The sequence below is a fragment of the Gilvimarinus algae genome (genome assembly GCF_030518215.1).
In the GTDB taxonomy this organism is placed as follows: domain Bacteria; phylum Pseudomonadota; class Gammaproteobacteria; order Pseudomonadales; family Cellvibrionaceae; genus Gilvimarinus; species Gilvimarinus algae.
Genome location: NZ_JAULRT010000035.1, coordinates 458,286 through 483,998, shown reverse-complemented (window position 1 = coordinate 483,998; position 25,713 = coordinate 458,286). Strand labels below are relative to the sequence as shown.

Annotated in this window: 14 protein-coding genes; 5 read left to right on the top strand and 9 right to left on the bottom strand. The window is 53.6% G+C overall.

Annotated elements, in window-relative coordinates; genetic code table 11:
- Positions 1-9: 9 nt before the first annotated feature.
- Entirely contained in the window at positions 10-1,698 is a 1,689-nt protein-coding gene (gene leuA, locus QWI16_RS05825; RefSeq protein ID WP_302711826.1) for a 2-isopropylmalate synthase, read from the bottom strand.
- Between the two features lie 353 nt (positions 1,699-2,051).
- Between leuA and QWI16_RS05820 the strand changes: the two genes are divergently transcribed.
- Entirely contained in the window at positions 2,052-2,531 is a 480-nt protein-coding gene (locus QWI16_RS05820) for an Lrp/AsnC family transcriptional regulator (RefSeq protein WP_302711825.1), read from the top strand.
- A 9-nt stretch (positions 2,532-2,540) separates the two neighbouring features.
- Positions 2,541-3,497: a carboxylesterase family protein gene (locus QWI16_RS05815; protein WP_302711824.1), complete on the top strand. Its 957-nt coding sequence runs from the start codon at positions 2,541-2,543 to the stop codon at positions 3,495-3,497.
- Positions 3,498-3,548: 51 nt separating this feature from the next.
- Here the strand turns inward: QWI16_RS05815 and QWI16_RS05810 are convergent, their stop codons facing one another.
- The gene (locus QWI16_RS05810; protein ID WP_302711823.1) at positions 3,549-6,161 is read right to left on the bottom strand and encodes an ATP-binding protein; all 2,613 of its coding nucleotides are present in this window, start codon (positions 6,159-6,161) and stop codon (positions 3,549-3,551) included.
- Positions 6,162-6,323: 162 nt separating this feature from the next.
- Here QWI16_RS05810 and QWI16_RS05805 point away from each other — a divergent pair, with 162 nt between their 5' ends.
- From QWI16_RS05805 to QWI16_RS05795, 3 genes are all read left to right on the top strand, one after another.
- Entirely contained in the window at positions 6,324-8,906 is a 2,583-nt protein-coding gene (locus QWI16_RS05805; RefSeq protein ID WP_302711822.1) for a bifunctional diguanylate cyclase/phosphodiesterase, read from the top strand.
- Positions 8,907-9,118: 212 nt separating this feature from the next.
- The gene (locus QWI16_RS05800) at positions 9,119-10,498 is read left to right on the top strand and encodes a multiheme c-type cytochrome (RefSeq protein ID WP_302711821.1); all 1,380 of its coding nucleotides are present in this window, start codon (positions 9,119-9,121) and stop codon (positions 10,496-10,498) included.
- A gap of 193 nt (positions 10,499-10,691) precedes the next feature.
- A complete protein-coding gene (locus QWI16_RS05795; protein WP_302711820.1) occupies positions 10,692-11,819 on the top strand; it encodes an AraC family transcriptional regulator in 1,128 nt (375 codons plus the stop codon).
- A gap of 26 nt (positions 11,820-11,845) precedes the next feature.
- On the opposite strand, the gene QWI16_RS05790 is transcribed toward QWI16_RS05795, so the two are convergent.
- The 7 genes from QWI16_RS05790 to dnaN form a co-directional block, all read right to left on the bottom strand.
- Complete coding sequence (locus tag QWI16_RS05790) at positions 11,846-13,426, bottom strand: tetratricopeptide repeat-containing sulfotransferase family protein (protein WP_302711819.1); 1,581 nt, start codon at positions 13,424-13,426, stop codon at positions 11,846-11,848.
- Positions 13,427-13,471: 45 nt separating this feature from the next.
- Positions 13,472-16,006 (bottom strand): family 20 glycosylhydrolase, encoded by a 2,535-nt coding sequence (locus QWI16_RS05785; RefSeq protein WP_302711818.1) that lies wholly within the window; start codon positions 16,004-16,006, stop codon positions 13,472-13,474.
- A 70-nt stretch (positions 16,007-16,076) separates the two neighbouring features.
- Complete coding sequence (locus QWI16_RS05780) at positions 16,077-17,696, bottom strand: discoidin domain-containing protein (protein WP_302711817.1); 1,620 nt, start codon at positions 17,694-17,696, stop codon at positions 16,077-16,079.
- A gap of 59 nt (positions 17,697-17,755) precedes the next feature.
- The gene (locus QWI16_RS05775) at positions 17,756-20,572 is read right to left on the bottom strand and encodes a TonB-dependent receptor (protein ID WP_302711816.1); all 2,817 of its coding nucleotides are present in this window, start codon (positions 20,570-20,572) and stop codon (positions 17,756-17,758) included.
- 389 nt (positions 20,573-20,961) lie between these two features.
- A complete protein-coding gene (gene gyrB / locus QWI16_RS05770; RefSeq protein WP_302711815.1) occupies positions 20,962-23,382 on the bottom strand; it encodes a DNA topoisomerase (ATP-hydrolyzing) subunit B in 2,421 nt (806 codons plus the stop codon).
- Positions 23,383-23,414: 32 nt separating this feature from the next.
- Positions 23,415-24,524, bottom strand: a complete 1,110-nt coding sequence (gene recF, locus QWI16_RS05765; protein ID WP_302711814.1) for a DNA replication/repair protein RecF — start codon at positions 24,522-24,524, stop codon at positions 23,415-23,417.
- Positions 24,525-24,544: 20 nt separating this feature from the next.
- Positions 24,545-25,651: a DNA polymerase III subunit beta gene (gene dnaN, locus QWI16_RS05760; RefSeq protein WP_302711813.1), complete on the bottom strand. Its 1,107-nt coding sequence runs from the start codon at positions 25,649-25,651 to the stop codon at positions 24,545-24,547.
- Positions 25,652-25,713 lie beyond the last annotated feature (62 nt).

The window sequence follows — 25,713 nt, the reverse complement described above, 5'->3', positions numbered from 1 at the left end:
CTTTATGGCTTAGGCACAGGCTGTGGCCGCCCCTTGGTTGGCGTAGCCGCTGCGATCGACTGCGTTAATCAGCGCCTTGACGGCGGCGGCGACAATGCTCTTGTCACGGCCCACACCAAACACCGGTGGATGCTCGCCAAACTTCACCTCGATGTAACTGACGGCCTCGCCCGCCGCTCCGCCGCCGCTGATGGCGTGCTCGTGATAATCCACCACCTGCATGGGAACGGCCACCTTGGTTTGCAGTGCCTGCACGGCGGCGGCCACCGGACCCGTTCCCAGACCATCGAGATGGACCGCTTGGTCATTGATCAGCACTTCCAGCGCAAGCGTGACCTGATCATCCCGGCTGTGTTGCTCAATGTGCCGACACTCAATGGCGCCTTCGCGCTTGAGGTACTCGCGCTCGAAGAGCGAGAAGATGTCAGCGCTGGTCGCCTCCTTGCCCGAGGCATCGGTATAGGCCTGCACAAAACGGCTGAACTCGATTTGCAGGCGCCGGGGAATGTCGAGGCCGTATTCCTGAGCCAGCAAAAAGGCAATGCCACCCTTGCCCGACTGACTGTTGACCCGCACCACCGACTCGTAACTGCGCCCGAGATCGGCCGGATCCACCGGCAGGTAGGGCACGCGCCAGTAGGAATCCGCCACGCGCGCCGCAAAGCCCTTTTTGATCGCATCCTGATGAGAACCGGAAAAAGCGGTAAAGACCAACTCGCCGGCGTAGGGGTGACGCGGGTGTACCGGAATCTTGTTGCACTCCTCCACCAACTGGCGCACCTGATCAATCTGGCTAAAATCCAGACCCGGATGCACGCCCTGGGTGTAGAGGTTGAGCGCCAGGGTCACCAAATCCACGTTGCCTGTGCGCTCACCGTTGCCAAACAAACAACCCTCTACCCGATCGGCCCCGGCCATGACCGCCAACTCGGCAGCGGCAACCGCGGTGCCGCGATCGTTGTGCGGGTGAACGCTGATGACAACACTGTCGCGCCGCTCAATATGGCGGTGCATCCACTCAATCTGGTCGGCATAGGTGTTGGGCGTGGACATCTCTACCGTGGCTGGCAAATTGATAATCATTTTGCGATCGGGCGTGGGTTGCCATATAGCGGTAACCGCATCGACCACTTCTTTGGCAAAGGCCAACTCGGTGCCAGAGAACACCTCAGGAGAGTACTGGTACACCCACTGCGTGTCCGGATAGCGAGCCGTCGCCTCCTGCACCCAACGCGTGCCCTGCTCGGCCAAGGCTTTAACCCCAGCCTTGTCGGAGCGGTAGACAATCTCGCGAAAATCCGGCGCCGTGGGATTGTACATGTGCACAATCGCCCGGCGCGCGCCCTGCAGCGATTCCACCGTGCGCTCAATCAACTCCTGCCGCGCCTGGGTCAACACCTCGATGGTCACGTCCTCGGGAATGTGGTTTTCTTCAATCAACAGGCGCACCAAGTCGTAGTCCGTTTGCGAGGCAGAGGGAAAGCCCACTTCGATTTCCTTGAACCCCATTTGCACCAGCGCTTTGAAAAATTTGAGCTTGGTGGCAACGGACATGGGATCGATCAGCGCCTGATTGCCATCGCGCAGATCCGTACTCATCCACACGGGCGGGCGCTCAATCGTGCGCGACGGCCATTGCCGATCGGGCAAATCGATGGGAGGAAAGGCTCGGTACTTACTACTCGGCTGATCTAACATTGCGTGCTCCTGGTACTGACTTGCCTGGCAGTCAAACAGCTGCCCCGGTGCCCTTGGTGACTCGGGCCAAAACATGTCGAGTGAATCGGGTAGGCGGGTTGTGCGATCGGTCCTGACCGGGGATCACCCTGCCTGCGTCTCGCGGAGCTTGTGGCTCTTGTCGCGCGTCCCGGGTAGGGCTTTTGCGACGTCCCTTGGTAAGAGCTGCACTGCCTGCGGCAATCCTCGACTCTTAGACACAGTATAGGGAGCGGCCTGGGACAGGCGATTGCGAAAATACCGTTTAATTTACATAAATTAGCATATTGTTGCGCTATTATCGCCCCACGTAGAATTATGAAAAGGATGACTTTGTGGCAACGCAACTCGACCGCTATGACGGCATGATACTGGAGCGCCTGCAGCGCGATGGCCGCATCTCCAACCAGGAACTGGCCGACGCCATCAGCCTCTCGCCCTCACCATGCCTGCGCCGGGTGCGCCAACTGGAAGAAGAGGGCCTGATTGACGGCTACGTGGCTCTGCTCAACGCACGCAAACTGGGCCTGAACCTGACCGCCCTGATTCAAATCAGCATGGACAAGCACACGCCCGAGCGGTTTGAGCATTTCGAAGCCACCATTGCCGGTTACCCGGAGGTGCTCGAGTGCCACCTGATCACCGGCCAGTCGGCGGATTATCAACTGAAAGTCATCGTGGAGGATATGGACGCTTTTCAGCAGTTTCTGCTGGGCAAGCTGACTCGCATTGAGGGGGTGACCGGTGTACAGTCTTCCTTCGTGCTCAAGTCACCCATTCGCACCACCGCGCTACCGATACAACATAAAAGCTAAAAGGTCGCAATGAAACCCGTGAATCTGATCTCCAGACTGGCCACTTTCCGACGAGCCATCGCCCTGTGTGCCCTTTTCGGCCCCTTGAGCATGGTACAGGCCGCCGATACTGACCATCGCGGCGAGCCTAGGCTTGAGCGCATCAGCTACACCAGCTCGCTGGACAAAACCGAGCGCGATTTTTTTCTGTATCTGCCCCGCGGCTACAACCCCAAAAGCGACAAGAAGTGGCCGGTCATTCTTTTTTTGCACGGCAATGGTGAGCGCGGCAACGGCAAGGATGAGCTGGATTATGTGTTGATTCACGGCCCGGTTTACGAAGCCTGGATACAGAAAAAGGACCTGCCCTTTATTATTATTTCGCCGCAGTTGCACATGTTTGACATGGATAAGCGCGGCATCAGCTACATCGACAATCGCTCACCGGCACAAATCCCCGAGCGCCTGACCGAGGGCGTGCCGCCGCGCGAACCGTTTTTCGCCACGCCACAGCCTATGTCCGGCGACGCCGCCCAAGTGGATATGAGTTTGATACCGCCGCTGCTGCCAGAGGGGTGGGACAAAGTCGAAGAGGATCTGCTGAGCATTATCGATACGGTGCAAAGCCGCTACCGCACGGACAAAAACCGCCTCTATCTCACGGGCTTGAGCTATGGGGGTTTTGGCTCTTGGTGGCTCGCCAGCCAACACCCAGACCGGTTTGCGGCCATAGCCCCCGTCGTGGGCTGGGGCCACCCCTCTTACATCGGACCCATTGCCAAGCACCAGATTCCGGTTTGGCAGTTTGCCGGCGGGCGGGATCAAACCGTGCCGATACAGTATTTTTATCCGGGGCTGAACCGCCTCGAGCAGCTGGGGCACCCGCAAGTGCGTTTCACCACCCACGAAGATATGGGTCACGATGCCTGGCGAAGGGTTTACCGTAGCGATGATTTTTACCACTGGCTGCTCGACCAGAGCCGCTAAGCGCTTTACCGCCGCCGCTGATGGATTGGCGGGCAAACCTCGGCTGGCGAATTATTCGCTCAAGGGCAAGCGGACAAAGAACTCGCTGCCCTTGCCCAGCTCAGAGGTATAGTCAATCTGACCGCTCATTTTTTCAGTCAGCATTTTGGTGATGTATAGGCCGAGTCCGGTGCCACTTTTTTCCCGCGTGTCGGACGAATCCGCCTGAGAAAAACGCTGGAAAATATGCTTGCGAAAATACTCCGGCATGCCTCGCCCGGTATCGCGCACCGAAATCACCAACTGGCGCCCTTGCACTTCGAGACGAACCTTTACCTGTGAGTGCGCCGGGGAATACTTCACCGCATTGGACAACAGGTTGGTCATGATCTGATTCAACCGGTCGCGGTCGGCCAACACGCAGCACGCCTGATCGACAGAATCATCCACATCCAACACCAATTCAACGTCAAAGCCATTGGCATAGGCTTTATTTTGCTGAACGATATGCTCAAAGTGTTCACGCACCGGTACCGAGGTGATATGAAACTTCATTTGATCAACGTCCAGCTTCTCCACGTCGAGAATGTCGTTCACCAACACACGCAATCTTTCGGTGTTGCTGCGGGCAATACCGGTCAAGCGCGCGGCCTCCTCGGGCAACTTTCCGGCAACCCCCGCTTCCATCAGCTTGAGCGCGCCGCCAATGGAGGTGAGCGGCGTGCGCAGTTCATGACTGACCGTGCTGATAAACTCGCTTTTCATTCGCTCGGTTTTCTTGCGCTCGGAAATATCGTGCAGCATCAGCACATAGTTGTGATAGCGACCAAACTCCACCGTACTGACACTCAACTCCACCGCAAGCCAATCGCCATTAGCTGAGGCGACAAAGGTATCAAAAATTCTGTTGCCACCAGATGCCAGCGACTGCTCGAGGTCTTGCGCCGCATCACTCAGGGCCGGCAACCAGCGGTTGATGGCTTGGCCTTCAAGCTGTGTCTGACTTTGCCCCAGCAGAGCCGTGGCGGCGTGATTGCAGCGGCGAATACGCCCTTCGCCGTCCAGTGTCAAGATGGCGTCCGTGGCGCTATTGAGAATGGACGACAGCTCCGCCGTTCTCTCACGGACCAACTGGCGCACCAACTCTGAACGAATACTGAGAGACAGCAAAAACCCGCCCAGCAGAGCACAAAATAAAAAACCTCCAGCCAGTACGGTCCAGGTCAAAAGACTCTGGTGCTGGGCAATAAACAGCTGAGTAGGTTGCAGCCGGAGGCGGAATTGGCGCCCGGCAAATTCAAACGTCTGGGTAAAACTGACAAATGGCGACAGTCGGGACAAATTCCGCTCACCGCGCTCGGCGAGCACCTCGTCGGTGTCGCCATCAAGGTAGTCCAGCGCGACTGAAAAGCCGCGATGCTCTGGATAGTCTTCCAGTATCTGACCCAGTACCTGATCCATCACCACCACAGAGGTCGCAAATCCTCGAACATTGTCCAAGCTATGAGGGCCGGATTCATCTTTATACACCGGGTAAAACACCAAAAGAGCTGGACGGGTGATACTGTCCTGCACTAAATAAATGGGCGGGGTCGCCCTAGCGGTATTGCTCTGCGCCGCGCGTACTAGCGCCTCGCGCCGGTTGGCAACTGAGCCTACATTAAAGCTCTGGGCCTTCTCATTGCCGGTGTAAGGCGCAATGTAATTGACAAAAATATAGTCATCCCGCCGCGGTGCAGTCACCAAACTGGCACCCTCCCCTCGCTCGGTAATCACACCGGGCAAACCTCTTTGCAGCAATGCCTGCTCGGCTTGCACCCGCTCACTGTGCCGAATATAGGTATTCCAGGAAAGCGCGTGTATTTCGGGGTTATCACTTAACGCATTGCCCGTAAAATTCACAAAGTCGCTGTAAGCCACATGTGACGAAGCGCGGAACAAGCCGTCTATGCTTCTAAGGACGCCAATCTGGGCTTTTAAGCGCGCCTGCAAGTTTGCACTGAAAGGCATACTTTGCTGGGCAAACGCCTGGTCAATTTTTTCCAGCTCGGCGCGATTAATGCGCAAAAAAATCAATACCATCAAACCGCAGGCCACCAACATGGGAATGCCCACACTCAACCAGCGTTCGCGCCACAACTCTCGCGGCTCGGCAAAGAGGATGTACATCAGTGGCAGTGCCAGCAGCATGCCGATACTGTCGCCCAGCCACCAGGTCCACCAGGTGTAGGGGTAATCCGGTGCACCGATGACGCCACCTTTAAGCAATACCCAGCTGCACAGGGTTGCGCTGACCGCGCAAGCAAAGGGCCCGGCGAGAGCGAAAATAACGGCGGTGTCCCGGTCGCTAGCGAAGGCGCTGCGCCCCTTGAGGTAGCGAGTGATGGCGAATTTAGCCAGCGCTATCGCAGCACAACTACCCAGGGCAATCCCCAGCGCTGTGGCAAACGCCGCCTGGGAAACCTCTCCGCCACTCGAATAGCTGATGCTCAAATTGAGCACAAATGAACCCAAAAGCACACCGGGCAACAGGCGATAGCCAAACAACAGCAAGGCACCCAAGGCGATGCCTATGGGGGGAAAAAGTGCAGTGGCAAAACCGGGAGGAATGGCCAGCAATAGCGCTAAGCGCCCAATGACGATATAGGCCAGGGCGAGCAAAAGAGAGTGAACAACCAGTTTCAAACTAGGGCTTCCAGGGTCAATGGGGGCGCTATGAGCTCTAGAATAGCCCAAACTTACGCTTTTCTCACTGTGCCATGGCGCAAAAAACGCTATAGTGAGATAAAGTGGGGCGCCAACGGTAAGCTCGCCTTCAATAGCGTCTTCACCAATCGGGATGGGGGTATGAAGCTCTATTCAGCACATCGGGGAACCCCGGGCAGGTGGGCGCTGGTCACTTGCCTGACACTTGTGCTCACCCTAAGCCTGGCCCAGGTGATTCTCGAACGCTACTTTCGCGAGGCGGACTTTCATAACAAGCAGTTGCAAGTGACCCAGCAACTTACCGGCTTGATGGCAGAGCTCAGTGGCACCATCAATAGCAACCTATCGCTGATCAGCGGTCTGGCAGCGCATATTGGCATTCACCCGGACATCAACCAAAACGAGTTTGAGGCCTATGCCAGTACGGTATTCCGCCAAGAGCCTCTGCTGGTGAATATGGCGGCCGCGCCCAACCTGATTCTGACGCTGGTCTATCCTCTGGAGCAAAATCGCGCGGCCCTGGGGCTGAACTACCGGGAGAACGCCGCGCAGTGGGACGCGGTAAGATCACTGGATGAGCGGGGCGAACTGATCCTCGCAGGCCCGGTGCAAATGGTTCAGGGGGGCGAAGCGGTGATCGGCCGTGTGGCTGTCGTCACCCGGGATGATAGGCTATGGGGAATTGTTTCATCGCCCATCTACACCAAAGACCTATACCGCGAAGCCGGCCTACTCGATGAAGATCTACCCATAGAGGTCGCTATTCGCGGTCACGATGGTCTGGGTAGTGAAGGCCGGGTATTTTTCGGCGATCGTGAGCTCTTTCAGGACGCACGGAGCATTCTCGCAAGCTTAGAGGTCGGCTCCGGCCGCTGGCAACTGGCAGCCCGCCCTGTTGAGGGTTGGCAGGACGCCTCTGGCACCATTTGGGTCCTGCGCAGCGCCTTTATTATTGTGCTGTTGATGTCACTGTTGTTGGTGATCTATCGCTACGGGCAGAGCCTGCGCGAGCAACGCTATCAGCAGGCACTGCAGAAAAATCAGGTGCTCCTGCAGGAAGTGGGCAAGCTGGCGTTAGTGGGCGGCTGGCAGGTCACGCCGGTAAAAGACCGGCTGGATATCACGCTCTGGAACGAACAAACATCGTTAATTTTCGGTTTGGGCGAGTCACAAAAGCCGCCCTCGCTGGACTCGCTTATAAGTATTTTTGACCCTGTGCAAGCGGATTATTTCCGCACCGCTATTATCAACGCCACTTTGGGCACCCCTTTTGACAGCGAGCTACACTTTACCGGCAGCTCCGGCTACCGGCGCTGGGTGCGCGTTATCGGTAAGCCACTGGAAGATGGAAAATCCCCCTACCCGGTACTCGGTTCGGTACAGGATATCACTGAGCGCAAACGCTTTACCGACAAGATTCAACAGCAGGCCATCTACGATCAACTCACAGGACTGCCCAACCGGCTGCTCTTTCACAACCGCCTGAGCAAAGCGATTGCAAAGTGCCGCCGCGATCACACGAAACTGGCAGTCTTGTTTATCGATTTGGATAACTTTAAGCCGGTCAATGACAATCTGGGACACAACGCCGGCGACATTCTGTTGAAGGAGGTCGGCGGGCGCATAAAAAGTTGCATTCGCTCCTATGACACCGTCGCTCGCTACAGCGGCGATGAATTTATTGTCATCTTGCACGATGTGCGCGAAGCCAAGACGCCGGTAGCGGTGGCGCAACAGATTATCGATACCATAAGCCGCGCCTTCTTAATCGACGGTAATCAAATTTTCTGTGGTGCCAGTATCGGTATCTCTCTGTACCCAGACGATGGCGACAACGTCGAAGCTCTGGTGTCCAATGCCGACCAGGCCATGTACGAGGTCAAACGATCGGGGCGCAACGGCTGGCAATTTTTCACCAGAACCATGCAAGTGGTTTCGGAAAAGCGTCACTCGCTGAGTAACAAATTAGCCACCGCCATCCAAAACAATGAATTTAGCGTTTACTACCAACCGATTGTGGATCTCACCGAAAGCCGTATTAAAAAGTGTGAGGCCTTGGTGCGTTGGATGCACGAGGGAAAGCAAATACCGACCGACGAATTTATTGGCCTGGCGGAGGAAACTGGCCGCATTAATGAAATCGATCGCTTTGTACTCGAGCGTTCCAGTAAGTTTTTAACGCAGCTCTCCCATCAGTACAAACACCCTATTGGATTATCAATCAATGTATCCCCCCGGGTATTTTCCACCAAGGACAACTCACTGGAGCTGTGGCTCGATCTTGTGACCAAGGCCGCACGACACCTGGATATTACGGTTGAAATGACAGAGCGTTTGCTGATTGATGAGTCCGACCGGATCATGTGGGTGTTGACCAAGCTCAAGGCCTTGGGTGTCACTATTGCCATCGACGACTTTGGTACCGGGTATTCCTCGCTGAGTTATCTCACCAAGTTCCCCATTGATATCATTAAAGTCGATCAGTCTTTTGTTAAAAGGCTGGGCGAGGATCGTATTCCTGAAGCCCTAACGGAGACCATGATTACCCTATCGCACAAGCTTTCGCTGGAGGTTGTCGCTGAGGGCGTGGAAACAGCGCAACAACTGGCCATGCTCAAGGGATGGCACTGCGACTATGGTCAGGGCTACTATTTTGATAAACCTCTGGCCGAAAATGAGTTCAGTCAACGCATTCGCAAGCAAGTGTCCGCACTGCAGATATAAGGTTTTACGCGACAGATATTGTCAGTTTGACTTCGCCTTTTTCAGGGCTTCGTGAACTTTTTCACGTTCAACAAATAATAATTACCAATTTTTCTTGAATTATTTGGTAATTATTTTACTATGCTTCCCTCTCAAAATAAGTATAAAAGTTAGCCACCTGATAGATGGTCATCCAACATAATAAAACCCGCAGGGTTTAAAGGGATCAGACCATGCAACCGTACGTTAAGCTATTTTCGGTCACCTTATTATGGGTAGCCGCCCACAGTGTATTAGCCTCCACGCCGGTGGAGCAACGCATTATAGATGAAGCACTGACACCACTTTTTGGCTTGCACCGCGCTACCACCAGCTCCGGTAAAGTCATCCCTGAGCACCAGTTTGACAAGGCTCAAGTCTGCGGGGCCTGTCATACGGATATTTACCGGGAATGGCGCTCATCTATGATGTCGCATGCCTGGGATGACCCTATTTATCGCGCACTGCTTGCGCGCGCCAGCAAGGCAACCGGCGGCGAGCTGGACAGCTTTTGCACCGGCTGTCATACGCCAACGGGTTTGGTGTCAGGCAAGGTCACTACAGCAGACAATCAAAATCCACCCGACGTTCACACCCCCGAAACCGATATGCCGGGCGTCGATTGCGAAGCCTGCCACAACATCAACGCCATTAGCGGCCTGGACAATGGAGCCTACGTCATCAATGACGCCGGCACCGCCAAGCTAAAGTACGGCCCGAGGCAAGAGGCCAGCTCTCCGTATCACCAAACCGCTTACTCGGAGCTGCACACCGACTCCAAAATGTGCGCCACCTGCCACAATGTCACCCACCCAACCAATGGCGTGCCCGTAGAGCGCACCTATGACGAGTGGTATGAGAGCCCCTATCGACAGGCCGGAATAGATTGCCAGGATTGTCATATGAAAGGCACACCGGGCAAGAGTGCGATTATGGGCCCAGATCGTCCGGACCGTGCTACGCATTGGTTTGCCGGCGGCAATACCACCATTCTCGAGCACTTTGGCCGCACAGAGAACGCGGAAAACGCCCGCCAACTCCTGCGCACCAGTGCCACCGTAGAACTGATTGATAGCTCTGATCTCGAACCCGGCGGTCATGCCGCCGTCACCTTTAAAGTGACCAATACCGGCGCCGGGCACAAGCTTCCCACAGGCTTTCCTGAGGGACGGGAAGTCTGGCTAGACTTTGCTGTTACCGATGCCGATGGCAAACAAATCTATCGCCTGGGGCAAGTAAAAGACGGCAAAACCGAACCCGGCACCAAAAACTTTATGGTGAAACTCGGAGACAAAGATGGCAAGAAGGTCGAGGTGGAGGTATGGCGCATCACCCACATTATGTCCGATAACCGCATACTGCCCAAAGGCCATGCCATGGTGGACTACCGCTTTGCCGTACCGCGAACGGCCAAACCGCCTTTCGAGCTTAGAGCCACGTTGCACTACTGGCCTTTCTCTCAGGCGTTCGCCGATGAGCTGCTCGGTCCCGGAGAAATCGACGTTATTGTTGAAACCATAACCGAGTTTACTACCACCTTGGGCGAAAAGCGGGCAGAGGTCGCCGCGCGCTAATCTCCATGCGCCCTCTCCGAGCGGAGAGGGCTGAGCCAGCGCCATTTTTAATGTAACCGCTGTACAATCAACCCGCGTGCGTTTTGCGATGGGTCAAATTAGGTATGGTCACGACAGGTCTGTTTTGATCTAATGGATGTGGCCAGACACCTAACTCAGGTAGTGCAACAACTTCCTCGCAGACACGCTCACTATGACAACGCTTTACTTTAACCTCAATGACGTCATTCTTATTTTGTCCATCGGTTTGAGTATTGTGCTGGCGCTGTCTCAACCACTGTTGTCAACCAAACTGGCCATCTCCAAGTATCTTTTATCCGGGTTTTTTGTCTCTATCGCCCTGGCAGACATCGGCATTTTGCTGATTTGGAATGAACACCTGCCAAGCTCAGACACGGTAGACGCCTTGACACCCTACTTCTACGCGCCCGCGATGCTACTGAAGGGTCCTCTGTTGGTGCTCTACGTAGCCAGTATCACCCACGACGATTTCAAACTGGCAAAAGCGGATTGCCTGCACCTTCTGCCCTGCGCTTTTGTCATTGGGGTGATCGCCGTATTTGGTATCGACAGCAATCTGCTTCGCCTCGATACCTTCGGTATTGACAGTGCCATATACCGCGCTGTCGATTTTATCTGGTGGTTTGTGAAAATCACCCCCTTTGTCTATTTTGCCTACGCGCTCTACATTGTCAGGAAGTACCACAAAACCGTCTTCTCGCATAACTCATCGGTGAATGAAGAGGCTATCGTATGGCTGTACCTTCTGACCATCGCCTATATCTGTTCGGCGGTGTGGTCTATCATGCTCAGTGTGCTGGCTGTGGTCTATCGCCTGCCGTTGGGAGTCACTGACAACTACATTAATTTTATTTTGTTGATCGCCCTGTTTTTCTACAGTGTATCTCACGCCCAACGGCTCACCACCACGAAGGGCTTGAACAAGACAGAGAGCAAATCCAATGAAAATATCGATGATTTGATCGGCAAGATCATGAGCGGTATCCGCGAGCAAAAGCTCTATTTGAAACCTAATATCAACGTCGAACAGTTCTCCGACATGATCGGACTTCCCTATAGAGACGTGTCTTTCGCTATTAACCGGGCCTTTGACCGAAATTTCTTCGAGTTCATCAATACGTACCGCGTTGAAGAGGCGAAGCGCTATCTGGGCGATAAAGACTGTTTGCACATGTCTGTGATGGAGATCTTGCTCGAATCCGGGTTTAACAGCAAATCCTCTTTTCAGCGATTTTTTAAGCGACTGACCGGCGAATCACCCACGGAGTATCGCAACCGGGTGATCAGTCAAACCCATTGAGAACGGGTTTCAACGGGAAAAATTCGCTAGTAGGGAACACCGGCTTCCTGCAGAAGGCGTTTTACACCACCTAAAGCATCGTCGTAGCGGCGCCATTGCTCCAGAGCTCGGGTGTGAATTTTTTCGCGTACTTGTAAGGCGCTGGCCGTCGCCACGGGCGCCAAGTTTTTTTCAATCGCCAGATACTCAGCTTTCCAGCTCAACTGGCAGAAATCATACAACTTTTCGGCTTCCCTCTCCGGGTTCTGCACCAGGCTTTCATAGCTCACCCGATAAAACCTATTGGGGTAGTCTCTACTCAAGCGTTGAATGAGCTTTCGAAAGCATAGGTAAAACTTAGCTGTATCTTCCAGTGACAACGAATAGTTGTACAGCGCATCTGAAAAGCTGAACAACTGCCGGTAGTTACCGATAATCGTATCCAGTGGGTGGCGCTCCAGACAGACCACCACGCTGCTTTCCAGGCACTTGAGAATTTGATCGGCCAACAGGATATTCAAAGGCAACTTATCCAGAAGAATGGCGCTGTCCGCGTTTATATAACTGGTATTTCTTTGATACAGTCGGCTGACTTCTCCGCTCGCGCTTACGTCCAGAGCTTGCAGACAACTACCGGTAATAAAATCAGTGGTTGTCTCACCCAGAGCCTTGCGTAAGCTTGTGCGAAAACACATTAATTCCCCGGCGGAGATAACATCGGGTGCGCTGCTTAACAAACGATCCACCAAGGTGGTGCCCGTTCTCGGCATACCTGTGACAAAGATGTGTTTAACGGTTCCAGCTTTCGGTAGCGAATAAGACGCTCTGTCCGACAAGTTTTCGAGAATCGATTGATCGCGCTCAAAATGGTAATCCAAAGCCCGGCGCTGAGCGTCTTTGTCCCTCGAGAGTATGGAAAAGGCCTCACTATACTCTCCAACAGTTTCCAGCTCTTTTGCCATGGCATGGGCGAGATGCAACCTGACTTCCGGATTCTGACTGGATTTTTGTATGTCACAGAGCGTTGCAACACGAGCGGTAACCTCTGATTCTGAGCCGGGCTTCCTGGTGTTCCACAAGGACAGTGCGGCCTGGGCTTTCTCATAGTGTGGCTTGAGTGCGATGGCTTCTTCCAGCGCTTGTTCAGCTTTTTCAAACTCACCCAGGTACTTGTAGCAAGTGGATAAATTAAACCAGACATGAGCACTCTTGTCATCAATTTGCACCAGTCGCTGATAGCAGCGACAGGCTTGAGTATAGAGGTTTAACCGATTGTAAGTCGTCGCAACAACATCGATCAGCTCGGGGTTGTCCACCTGCTCAAGGTCGATGGCTTGGAGTTGCCGGTGAGACAGAAGCATCTTCCCACACAAGGCCAATGCGCGAGCCAGGTAGGCTGTAAAAAGCAAATTGTCCGGTTCTATACTCACCGCCTTTTGCAACAGTTCGACCTCCTTGTCAAAGTTGTTGTACTTGTGAGCAATATAGCTCAGTAAGTAGAAGGCTTGGGAATTCGCCGGGTCTCCCTGCAAGAGCTCGCCAAGAAGTCGGTAGGCCACTTCATCGCGCCCCTCCTTGAGCGCCTGCCTCGCTAAGCTTTCCAGTGTTGTCAGCTGCGGTGATGACAATGCTTATCTCCTCTTGGCGGGCCGGCTTGCCGACGGGCCACTCGACTACGGCGTCAACGAAACGGCTCGACTCACCTGTCCGCCGAAACGTGACCGATACAGAGCCCCCGGTATCCATTTGGCTTGATTTTCAGAGACAGGCGTCCAATGCTTTGCGCCGTTTACACTCATCTCATAGTCGACCTTCGGAAGGCCACTGTTCAAGCTTACCGAGTCTCCCTTTTGTTTCAGACCCGGGGGTGGAACATAGAACTGAACGCCACTTTGATCCAGTTTGGGCAGATCGTAATTCACCAGTATCGACAGAAACTGGGTCCAGTCTTCCCGGTAGGTTTCATCGTTGCCGGCGCCGTTCTCCCAGTCGGCTTTATGCCAAGCCCTCTCTGCCAGCGCGATAAGCCGCGGGAAAATCATGGTCTCCACACTGGATTGAGTACGCAGTGTTTCAGTCCATAGCTGCCCCTGAATTCCGAGGATATTGGCGGGCCGCTCCAGATCCACATGCAACTTATTGGTCAGCTTTTCCAGGTTATCAATTTTAGCACCACTGAAAGTCCTGCTGGCATTGGCATAGAGATCGTCCGGCCGGAAGGCGAACACTTTCTCCAGATCAGTGTAGCGAGTGGCCCAGTTATAGCCAAGTTCATCCGGGCTGCTTTCGTAAGGGTGATCAAAGTACAGGTGGGTTGCCGACGACAGTACCACCTGGTACCCGGCATTTGCCAATAAATAGGCCCGATCTGAAACACCTAACTCCCAGATATTGTCCCAAGCATTCGCGATGACGCTCGGATTTTCAAGGTTCTTGCGAAGAAACGGCGTGTTCTTATCGTACATCAAGCCGTCTTCCCAACCGGCGACCGCCATACCACGATCACTGGCAAGCTTGGCAACCCGCTTAACAAAATACGGCTTTAAATCCTCGGCGCCAAGGATGCCTGAATCGGGGTCAGTAAACAGCGCTTGGCACACCGGGGACTCCTCCCAGGAGCCACGGCCAACTTCATCACCTCCCATATGAAAGGTGCGCAGCGGCGATCCGGCATCTCGGTGCATACGTTGGACTTCGTACATCACTTTCTCAACAAAGTGATACGTCGACTCCATGCAGACGTTGATGGAGTTATCTGTGTAACTCTGAACCGTTAAATACTCTGATTGATCCTTCGGATCAGAGAGCAAATAGCGCTCCGCCTCTTTCTTACCCGCAGTGTCGAGCAATTTTCGATAGCGCGCTTTCATGGACACTATTGCCGCACGGGCATGCCCTGGCATATCAATCTCGGGAATGACTTCGATATTGCGGTCGCTGGCATAGCGAACAATATCGATATAGTCCTGGCGCGTTAGATATTGCTTCTCCCTGGCCGATTTCGGGCCACTGCCTAGTTGGGTCAGTAAGCAGTGGTTTTCATTCGGATCAAAACATCGGTTTGCGCCGACACCGGTGAGTTCCGGGAGATCGGGAATTTCCAGCCGCCAGCCCTCGTCATCTGTCAGGTGCAAATGCAACTTGTTAAGCTTGTAACGACCCATCTGCTCAACCAATGTCAGGATGGTCTGTTTGCCGTGAAAATTTCTGGCAAGATCGTAATGCATACCTCGCCACGGGTAGCGAGGCTCATCAAATATTCTGACCGCAGGAACAGAAACAACACTGTCTTTTGCCGATAGAGGAAGGAGCTTGATCAGGCTCTGTACGCCGTAGAGAATACCCGCTTTATCGGCCGCTCTAATAGTCAGTTGATGGCTTTTAATATTGAGCTCATAGTGCTCAGGCACAGTTACGCTATCGTCAATCAGCAGCCTAATCGTCTTTTCTGATTCAGGTTCCGCGGCTTCAGACAGTACGACACCCAAACCTGCAAGCTCCCGCTTCAGATAATCAGCGGAAAACTGCAGGCCACCGCTTTGATACAGCGACCAATCGCTGGCAATTTTGGCGTGCCCCTTACTCAGGTGCATCTCCTTCGGTGAGGGAATAATACCTACGACTTTTTCCGACGCAGACACGCCCTTATTTTCCTCGAAGCGGCTTTGCGGAGTTGCCACCGGATAGAGATCGGGGTCTGGACTATTGAAACGCAGGTATTGCTCGGGCCGGCTCAGCGTCGCCGAGAAATCTTTTGGATCTTCTTTTGCCGTGCTGGCAAACGTGTAGCTTTTTCCGTTGCCATCGACGATAAACGCATTGGGCATGAAATAGCTGTAGCTGGAAATGTACCCCAGTGCCTCAAACTCTATGCGCTTGGCTTCACCGTTGGCAATGCCTTGAAACGCTTGTGTCGGTGTTAATCGGTAAAGGTCTCCCTGAACTCTCTCAAGGGTAAACTCATCGGAATCTATGGCGGTTACTCGGCGGACAAAGTGCAAGTAAATTCGCCACTGCGCTTCACCTGACGCTAGACTCTGTCCCGAGGTATTGTCGATATTCAGATAAGCTTTAAATTTTCCAGCGGGCTGAAAATTGCTGGTTACCCCGAATGTAACCTTCGCTTTTTCGGCAAAGGTTTGATAATCAAACCCATAGGCGCTCTGGACAATAAGCCAGCCAAACGCCATCATCATTATCTTCTTCATAAAATCCTGCTGTTACATCAGTGATATCGCACTCGCGCGCAAGCCCTACCGAAACGGCAGGGCGCAGGCGTTACAAATCTGGCGAACACGCACCAGAGGCTAGAGAGGCAAACACTTCCAGTTCATAGAGTGAAAAGCCCCATTGCGGTAGCGCTTTTTCTGTTCCGAGAATCCGGACAAAGCGCGCCACCTGGCTAAGGCCGGTGTGGTTATTGATGAGCTGCTGATTATCGGTAACATCGACCAGCAGCTGCCAGTTGCTGCCGTCGCTGGAGTAGAGAATCTGATAGTCAATGGCGTAGGCAGGATCCCAGGTGAGCGTCAAGCCGCTAATGTTAACGCTTTCTCCCAAGTCCACCTGAACCCATTGATCACCGCTGTAGGCACTTGCCCAACGACTGCTTGTAGTGTCGCCATCGGTAATCCGGCCGGGCTCGTAGCCTGCGGCAATATAGGAGGACGCCGACGCGACTTTGCCCAGCGCAAGATTCTGCACGGAGGAGCAGCTCTGGTCTTCCGTAATAGTCGCACTCGTGCTCAGATGGCTTGAAGGGTTGCCGCTATCGTAGCTGACAACACGTGCCTGGTATTGGCCGAAGTGGTTTGCGCCCAGATTCGCTATCTGGAGGGTATCGGTACCACTACCTTGTAGATTCGCCGAATCGATGAGGCACTGGCCATTTTGGAACCAGCCGATGTCCTTATTGACCGCACTGCTATCGATCTCCAACACTACATTGTCTCCCAGGCACGCCTGCTGCGGTTGCGGCTGATCGGTGATGTGATGAGTGTTTGGGTAGGGTATGTCTGCAAAATAGTTGTACAGAAACCATGTGCTGCCCATCACGTCCAGCTTTTGCTTCCAGGTATCGGTTAGCTGCTGATATTCGGTTATCCAGGTTTTAAAGGGTTGATCGATCGAGTGGGTTTCAAGCCAGGGACCCATAAAGTAGGCCGTCGGGTCGCCGGTGTTCGTGGGACCTTCGTTGGAGAAAATGGGCGCTATCTTCACCGATGTATTGCCCGATGCCAGGTACTCCAGTCGATCGAGGCCATACTGGAGAATATTGACGTCGTTCTGCCTATAGTAATGAACCAGCACGCGATCAACGGCATCCGCAAGCGCGGCGCCTTCACTGGCGTTAATCCAACCGATGTAGATTTCGGTCTGCAAATTATGGCTGGCGGCGACAGTTTCAAAGTGCGCTAGCATGCTCAAAGTGTCGCTGAACGCTTGCGCGCGGTTCGTATGATTCCAGAACTCATACTCCAGATTCAGCACATCGATTCGTTCATCGTAAGCGTGTGAGTCGTTGTAGGCAGCCACCTCATCGGCCGATGAAGCGGCGCCCAAGGCTGCAGCAATTTCTTGTATGCCGTAGCTATTTTTTGCTCTGGATATGAAGTTTGCCAGCTGCGTTTGACGCTGCGCATCACTGGCCATACCTTCAAGATCGTAGAGAATAAAATAGTTAATGCCATTGGCTTTGCTAAACTCCAATAGCTGTGTTTCTTTGGTGAAATTCCCTAACAGTGACTCCTGGCCGCGCTTTAGCGAGACATACATGCCGTTAATGGCGACACATTGTCCACCGGCAAAAGCCGAGGTCTGTGCGTTCACCAGCTGACTCAGTAAAAGAATGGCCAGACACTGTAGAACCAATAGCGTTTTTTTTATGTGTGAATTCATTGTTTTTCCCTACCCGATGTTTAAAAAAGCCCGGGCGAAGCCGGGCAGAAGTGAGGAAACTAGAAGTTGGCGCGTAGGCCAAAGGTATAGATAGCACCGGTATCTTCGTAACCCATAAACTGGTTTTCATGACGTCCGTACTTATCGACGGTTTCGCCCGTTACGTTGATGCCTTCAATGAAAGCGGAGATGTCTTCGGTCAAGTTGTAGCTGAAAGAGAAGTCCAAAGTGCCATAGGCGTCGTAGTGCACCGGCTCATTGGACGGGCCATTGAATACCAGCCCCAAAAAGTCTGTCCGGTAGTTGTAGGCGAGACGGCCTTCATAAGTCTCATTGCCGTAGAATACCGATACGTTCCCCGTATCGCTTAATCCGGGCAGGGCGAACTGTTCCGCATCGTCCGCATCACTGAGTGAAGCGCTACTGTTCACAAACGTGTAGTTTGCAGTGACACCAAAGCCATTGTCGAACGAGTGGGTGATATTAATTTCAGCCCCCTCAATGGTAGCCGACTTGCTGTTGTGCGGCCGAGTAACACGAAACTCCTTCCAGCTCGGGTCCTCTACTTGAATCTGGTCGAATACCTCAGTTTTGGAATAGCGGACAATAAAATCTTCGATGTCCTTCTGGTACAACGCCAGCGACAGGATATCGGCATCGCCGTAGTAGTACTCAAACGCCAGGTCATAGTTGGTCGACTTATAGGGCTTGAGGTTAGGGTTTCCCCCCATCGCTGTGCGCGTCGACACGGTGGTGGTTTGATAGGTCGTGTAAGGCGCCAGTGCAGACAAGGTAGGTCGCGTCAGGGTTTGGCTAACCGCCGCACGCACATAGAAATCGTCCGTTACCTGCAAAATAGCATTGAGCGATGGCAGCCAGTTGTCATAGTCACTGTCGATGGTTACCGCTGTGCCGGCCGCGTCGGCAAAATTTTGCACCAACCAGGGTGAAGGCGGCTCGCCTGGGCCTGTGGATTCGCGCTCCAGCGATTCCAATACCTGCGATGTCCCGTCCGAGGTGACTTCCGTTGCGGTATAGCGCACACCACCATTGAGCTGCAGTGGCATACCCATCAGGTCCACTTCAAAATCCATTTCTACATACGCCGAGAGGACATCCTCTTCAATCACGTAGGAATCGTTGGATTTAACGGCTGCCCAGCTACTGCCGTTGGCGATAAACGCTTCTTTGGAGGCGATGCCGGTGGCGGTATCGGCGCGGGTGCGCCCGTCAATATTGGCTGCCATCCAGTCTCGGTAGGCCACTGGGTCGATCATGTAGACATCGGCGTTCAAACCACCAAAGTGATCACCGGAATCCTGAACGCCGACGATGATGCTGTCGTAGTCAATTTCCTGCTGAGTCGCCAACCCGTGGTACATACGGCGAATCAGATCGGGAGTAGACCAATACTCGGTCTGCTTTTCAGCAACGGTATTGTTCGCGCCAAATTTGACGCTCTGTAGATACTGGCCGTCAGCCTCCCAGGTAAAGTCCAGCTTGAACTCGTCGTTGGTGCCTTTGTTGTAAATACCGTCGTTGGAGGTGATGCGAGCCCGCAGATCGCGCATATTCTGGCTGCCCATCTCAGGCTTGATCGCCTCTTCGTCACGATACTGGTAGCTGGGTATGCCGCCATTGGAGGTAATCAGATAGCCCGGACGGTCGAGAAACTCGACAATATAGAGCCGATCGAGACCCCGGTTGTCCAACTCTGCCTCTGAATGGGAGATATCAGCGACCATATAGAAATCGTCGGTGATATACCATTCGGCATTAAACCCGCCGATGATGGACTCTGTCGGTCTTTCTTTGGTGGTCAGCAGATGCGCGTAGCCGGTAATGTCATAGCCTTCGTCATAACCGTGGTTTAGCACTTCGTAAAAGCCGTTTTCATCCACCACGTTCAACTCAGATAACGTCGGCGCCCAGAGATAGGAGCCGGTAGAGTACTCTTTAGAGGAGGTGTCGTAATCGGAGTAAATCACATCGGCGGTAAGGGTCAGGCTCTCCGTAGGCCTCGCCTGGAATACTAGATTCCCACCGAGGCGCTCGCGGGTGACCTCTTCACTGCCGGCATAGATGCTCTGAATACGGTAGGTGTCTTCCTCCAGGCCATCGCCCGAGTAAGCATAGCCACCGGCCCAACCCTGGCTGGGCGTGGTAAAAGTCAGAAAGGGTTCCAGATTGGTATTGGCAATGTGCTCGTTTCTGACCACATGTTCAAGGGTATTGCGCTCCTGGTACGTCATGGAGGCCAAGACACCGAACATACCATCGTTAAAAGTGTTGCTGATGATAAAGGAGCCCTGAGGGCTGGTTTCTTCGCTGTTTTCTTCGTACTGGCCTTTGACGCTACCGGCAAATTTAAATCCGTCGAAGTCAAACGGGCGCGCGGTGACAATATCAACGGTACCGCCGAGGCCGCCCTCCTTCAGGTTCGCCGATGAAGTTTTAAACACGTCCACCGTGCTCACCAGCTCCGAGGCCAAGGTGTCGAAACTAAACGCTCGCTCCTCGTTCTCAGTGGCCGGGGTGCGGCCGTTGATGGTGACTGCGGTAAAATCCGGACCCAGACCCCGGATGCTGACAAACCGGCCTTCGCCGCCATCGCGATCAATCGCCACACCAGGCACGCGCTGCAGCGAGTCGGCGATATTGTTGTCCGGGAACTTACCCAGATCTTCTGCTGATATGCTGTCAGAGATCAGGGTTTGGTCGCGCTTGCGATCAATACTTCGTTGAATACTGCCGGCGATGCCGGTCACCACGACTTCTTCAATCGGAAGCTCTTCCGAGGTTTGTGCCATGACCCCGTGGGACGTAGCAGACAGGGCGCCGAGAACGGCGACGGACAGTGCGGACCTTTTAAACATTTATCTTCCCCCAATGACTGGTTGCAGAGACGCTTCGTTGTAGTTGGGCAAGTGCTCCGCAGCCAGCGGAACGATTATAGTGGCTCTCCCTTTACGCCATAGTCCGCCTGGGCGAAGGAATCCGCGACTCAGTTTAGCGATTTGCCTAAATTGGCCCGGGTCACTTTGAGCAGCAAAGTGACCCCATTCATAAGCTGTTGATAAATATATGTTTTTGTTTCCCTCGGATTTTGGAGCGCTGATACTATGACGATTTCGTCATCACGCTGTCATACGGATGCGGCAACGAAATGGGCCGTATTTATCTGGCCTAATAACAGAAAACCCCCGCTTTGGTTCGCAAAGCGGGGGTTTTATCGCTCAAAAATAAGATGTTAGTGAATACTTACTCACACATCGAGATTAGCTACCGCCAAAGCGTTAGATTCAATAAACTCTCTGCGCGGCTCTACCTGGTCCCCCATCAGCGTGGTAAAAATCTGATCAGCGGCAATGGCATCCTGAATCGACACTTTGAGCATCCGCCGGCTCTCCGGGTTCATGGTGGTTTCCCAAAGCTGCTCCGGGTTCATTTCGCCGAGACCTTTATAGCGTTGAATACTGTAGCCGCGTGTCGCTTCCTTCATGAGCCACTCGAGACTCTCATCAAAGCTGCTGACCTCCTGGGTCTTCTCACCGCGCTTAATATAGGCGCCCTCTTCCAGCAAATTCTCCAGCTGTTTACCCAGGCCGGTAATAGTGCGGTATTCCCCGGAGGCGAAAAAGTCGTGGTTAAAGGGGTATTCCTTGGCGACACCATGCTCAATGATCTCTACATGAGGCAAGAAAAGATGGCGTTCGTGATCTTCACGAACGGTGATTTCATAGCGGTCGGCTCCGGCGCGGTGACTGCTGTGAAAGCGATCGGCCAACTGCTCACACCAGGTTTGCATGGCCTCAGAATTTGCCAGATCTTCTTTTGCGAGAGCCGGCATATAGATCATCTGTTCCAATACTTCGGCTGGGTAGAGGCGCGATAGACGCTCGATGGTATCCATGACCCCTCGGTATTCGGTAACGAGAGCCTCCAACGATTCGCCAGCGATACCCGGGGCATTGGCATTGACGTGCAAGCTGGCACCGTCCAGTGCCGCTTGGGTGATAAAGGCAATACGCGCGGCTTCGTCCTTCAGATATTGCTCGTGTTTACCTTTGGCAATTTTGTACAGAGGTGGCTGAGCAATATAGACATGGCCTCGCTCGATTAGCTCGCGCATTTGGCGGAAAAAGAACGTCAGCAGCAGAGTGCGGATGTGCGAGCCGTCCACATCAGCATCCGTCATGATAATAATGCTGTGGTAGCGGAGCTTTTCCGGGTCAAACTCGGTTTTTCCTATACCGCAGCCCAGTGCAGTAATGAGCGTACCGACTTCGGCGCTCGAGAGCATTTTATCGAAACGGGCCTTTTCCACATTCAAAATCTTACCTTTTAGCGGAAGAATTGCCTGGGTTTTGCGTGCACGGCCCTGCTTGGCCGAACCACCGGCTGAATCACCCTCCACCAGGTAAAGTTCGGACAGAGCGGGGTCTTTTTCCTGACAGTCGGCCAGCTTGCCCGGCAAGCCGGCGATATCCAGCGCACCTTTGCGTCGAGTCATTTCCCGGGCCTTGCGGGCCGCCTCACGAGCTCTTGCCGCATCAATCATTTTACCCACGATGGATTTGGCTTCAGCCGGGTTTTCCAGGAGAAAATCACTCAGATTTTGGGTCATCTCCTGCTCAACGGCCGTTTTTACCTCTGAAGACACCAGCTTGTCTTTGGTCTGGGAGGAGAATTTGGGATCCGGTACTTTCACCGAGATGATCGCGGTGAGCCCCTCGCGAGCATCGTCCCCGGTCGTGCTGACCTTGGCTTTCTGGGCCAGACCCTCACGCTCAATATAAGTGTTCAGGCTGCGCGTCAGCGCGGCGCGAAAGCCCGCCAAGTGGGTACCGCCATCGCGCTGAGGAATGTTGTTGGTGTAGCAGAAGATGTTTTCCTGAAAGGAGTCGTTCCACTGCAGCGCCACCTCCACCGCAATACCGTCGTCACGCTGGTTGGTAAAGTGCACTACCTTGTTGATGGGGGTTTTGTTGACGTTTAAGTGTTCAACAAAAGCTCTCAAACCCCCTTCGTACTCGTAAACCTCTTCTTTACCCGAACGCTCATCTTTTAGCAGGATACGTACGCCCGAGTTAAGAAATGACAGCTCGCGCAGGCGCTTGGCCAGGAGATCGTATTCAAACTTAATGTTGCTGAAGGTTTCGGCTGATGGTTTAAAGTGAATTTCCGTGCCGCTTGAGGTGGTGTCACCCACAATAGCAAGGGGAGCCTGGGGCACACCGCCACGGTATACCTGCTCGTGAACCTTGCCTCCGCGGCGGATCGTCAGCTTGAGCTCTTCAGACAGGGCGTTCACCACAGAGACACCCACACCGTGCAAACCACCAGAGACCTTATAGGTGTTGTCATCGAATTTACCGCCGGCGTGCAGTACCGTCATAATCACTTCGGCTGCTGATACGCCCTCTTCATGCATCTCGGTGGGGATACCACGGCCGTTATCGGATACGGAGATGGATTCATCCGGGTGAATAGACACTTTGATCTCGGAGCAATAGCCTGCCAATGCCTCGTCGATGGAGTTATCAACCACTTCGAACACCATATGGTGCAAGCCTGTACCATCGTCGGTATCACCAATGTACATTCCCGGGCGCTTCCGAACCGCATCCAGACCTTTCAGTACCTTAATACTGGACGAATCGTAGTTGGGCTTGTCATCTGACATAGTTTTGCTCCGCTGATATTCGATGCCGGGGATTATTCCCCGCTCGGATAGTCTTCACTTGTAATTTCGCCGCGTTCCACGTGGAACACTTTAATCTCTCGCCGGGTATTCCCCAACCATGGCTCTAAAAGAGCCGAACGCTCAACACCGGTGATAAAGACCTGAGTGCCCAAGGCCTCCAACCAACTGACAAGCTGGAGCCGATGAATTTTGTCCAACTCCGCAGGCAAATCATCGACCAAATAAACGCATTTTCTGTTTGTGATTCGCTCGTAAACCTTGCCCTGCGCCACTTTCAACGCACAAACCAGTAGCTTCTGCTGCCCTCGCGACAGAATATCGGCCGCATTCTGACCGTTCACCTTGATGCGAATATCAGCGCGATGAAAGCCAACACCCGTAAATCCCTGTCTTATGTCTCTTTCTGTTCCGGATTCCAGGGCCTGAGCGAAGTTAAGCTCTTTATCCCAGCCTCGATAAAGCGACAGATTCAGGCCTTGGGCCAGATCAAGCTCGCCAAAAAGCGCACTAAAGGATTCCATTAAACGTTCGAAGCACGCCACCCTAAACGCCTGTATACGCTCTGTCTGGGCGATTAACTCTTGGTTCCAGGGCGCCATTTCCGGGGTTGATATTCTACCACGGCGAAGGATCGTGTTCCGGTGTTTTAGGCAGCGTTGAGCCGCCTTCCATGCAGGATAAAAGTCTGGTTCCACGTGGAACACTAACCAATCAAGGAACTGGCGTCTGACCTTGGGGCTCCCCTCAAGCAAAGAGAAGGCATCGGCATTGATCACCTGAAGCGGTAGATAACTGGCCAGCTCCGCCAAAGACTCTACCGGGCGACCCTGAGCTTTAAATACGGATTCTCCGTTTCGCGCACGGCTTACACCGAGTGGAACCCCGGCGTCCCCCTCTCCTACTCGTCCAAAGACCGTGAGCACGGGACGATCCTCTTGTATTAGAGGCTTGATTTTATGGCTGCGAAAGGAGCGACCCAGGGTGAGTAAATTGACCGACTCAAGCAGAGAGGTCTTGCCAGACCCGTTTTTACCGTAAACAAGATTGACCGCTGGCGAAGGCCGAATGTCCACATTGGTCAGATTTCGAAGATTGTGGACAACCAGCCTTGATACGGACATAGAAGAGGAAAAAGGGGCGATTAGAGCCTCATCGGCATAACGACGTAGAGCGAGTCACCGCCCTCCTCCGGTTCTTCCAGCAGCGCACTGCTGTTAGCGTCGGAGAGGGTGATCTTCACAGTATCGCTGTCTATCACGTTGGTAACGTCGGTGAGATAGCTAACGTTGAAGCCCACTTCGAGCGAATCACCGGAGTAATCCACCGTTAACTGTTCTTCCGCCTCTTCCTGTTCAGGGTTATTGGCTACTATGGTCAGCTGGCCGCTATCGAGCAACAGGCGAACACCGCGGTACTTCTCATTGGAGAGAATCGCCGTGCGGGAGAAGGCCTGCTTCAACTCGCTGCGCGAACCGTACATCACCTTGTCACCACCGCGAGGCAATACTCGCTCGTAATCGGGGAATTTCCCGTCCACCAGCTTGGATGTAAAGGTATAATCAGAGGAGGTGACACGCACGTGGTTGGCGCTCAGGGTGATGTCCACCAGTTCTTCGGTATCACTCATAAGGCGGGCCAATTCCAGTACGCCCTTTCTGGGCAGGATTGCCTGGATCACTTCGCTGGTATTAACACCCACAGTGCGTGTGCACATAGCCATGCGGTGACCGTCAGTGGCGACCACCCGCAATTGGTCCTGCTTCACCTCCCACAACATGCCGTTGAGGTAATACCGAACGTCCTGCTGCGCCATAGCAAAGGCGGTGCGGTCTATCAGGCGCTTAACCTCGCCCTGCTGACAACTGAATTGCAAATCGCTGGGGCCGTCCTCAACATTGGGGAAATCGCTGGCAGGCAGTGTGGAGAGTGTGAAGCGGCTGCGGCCGCTTTTTAGCAATATGCGCCCTTCTTCCTCGACCAACTCAAGCACTGCGTCATCAGGCAGAGAACGAACAATATCCACAAACTTGCGCGCCGGCACCGTAATCTCGCCATCGACACCGGGGTTGTCCAAGTCGACACGGCCTACGATTTCCACCTCAAGGTCAGTACCGGTTAGCGATAAGCGGTTACCCTCGAGAACCAACAAGACATTGGACAGAACCGGCAGGGTTTGGCGGCGCTCGACAACACCGGCGACAAGTTGCAGAGGTTTGATCAATGCCTCGCGGGAAACGACAAATTTCATGTTCAGTTCTCTTCGTGGATCCTTGAATACAATGGGTTCAAGCTAACCAGGACCAATACATA

Excerpts from the sequence above, each read along its gene's own strand:
- leuA (WP_302711826.1), bottom strand. The coding sequence starts at position 1,698 with ATGTTAGATCAGCCGAGTAGTAAGTACCGAGCCTTTCCTCCCATCGAT.
- QWI16_RS05815 (WP_302711824.1), top strand. The coding sequence starts at position 2,541 with ATGAAACCCGTGAATCTGATCTCCAGACTGGCCACTTTCCGACGAGCC.
- QWI16_RS05805 (WP_302711822.1), top strand. The coding sequence starts at position 6,324 with ATGAAGCTCTATTCAGCACATCGGGGAACCCCGGGCAGGTGGGCGCTG.
- QWI16_RS05800 (WP_302711821.1), top strand. The coding sequence starts at position 9,119 with ATGCAACCGTACGTTAAGCTATTTTCGGTCACCTTATTATGGGTAGCC.
- QWI16_RS05795 (WP_302711820.1), top strand. The coding sequence starts at position 10,692 with ATGACAACGCTTTACTTTAACCTCAATGACGTCATTCTTATTTTGTCC.
- QWI16_RS05785 (WP_302711818.1), bottom strand. The coding sequence starts at position 16,006 with ATGAAGAAGATAATGATGATGGCGTTTGGCTGGCTTATTGTCCAGAGC.
- QWI16_RS05780 (WP_302711817.1), bottom strand. The coding sequence starts at position 17,696 with ATGAATTCACACATAAAAAAAACGCTATTGGTTCTACAGTGTCTGGCC.
- QWI16_RS05775 (WP_302711816.1), bottom strand. The coding sequence starts at position 20,572 with ATGTTTAAAAGGTCCGCACTGTCCGTCGCCGTTCTCGGCGCCCTGTCT.
- gyrB (WP_302711815.1), bottom strand. The coding sequence starts at position 23,382 with ATGTCAGATGACAAGCCCAACTACGATTCGTCCAGTATTAAGGTACTG.
- recF (WP_302711814.1), bottom strand. The coding sequence starts at position 24,524 with ATGTCCGTATCAAGGCTGGTTGTCCACAATCTTCGAAATCTGACCAAT.
- dnaN (WP_302711813.1), bottom strand. The coding sequence starts at position 25,651 with ATGAAATTTGTCGTTTCCCGCGAGGCATTGATCAAACCTCTGCAACTT.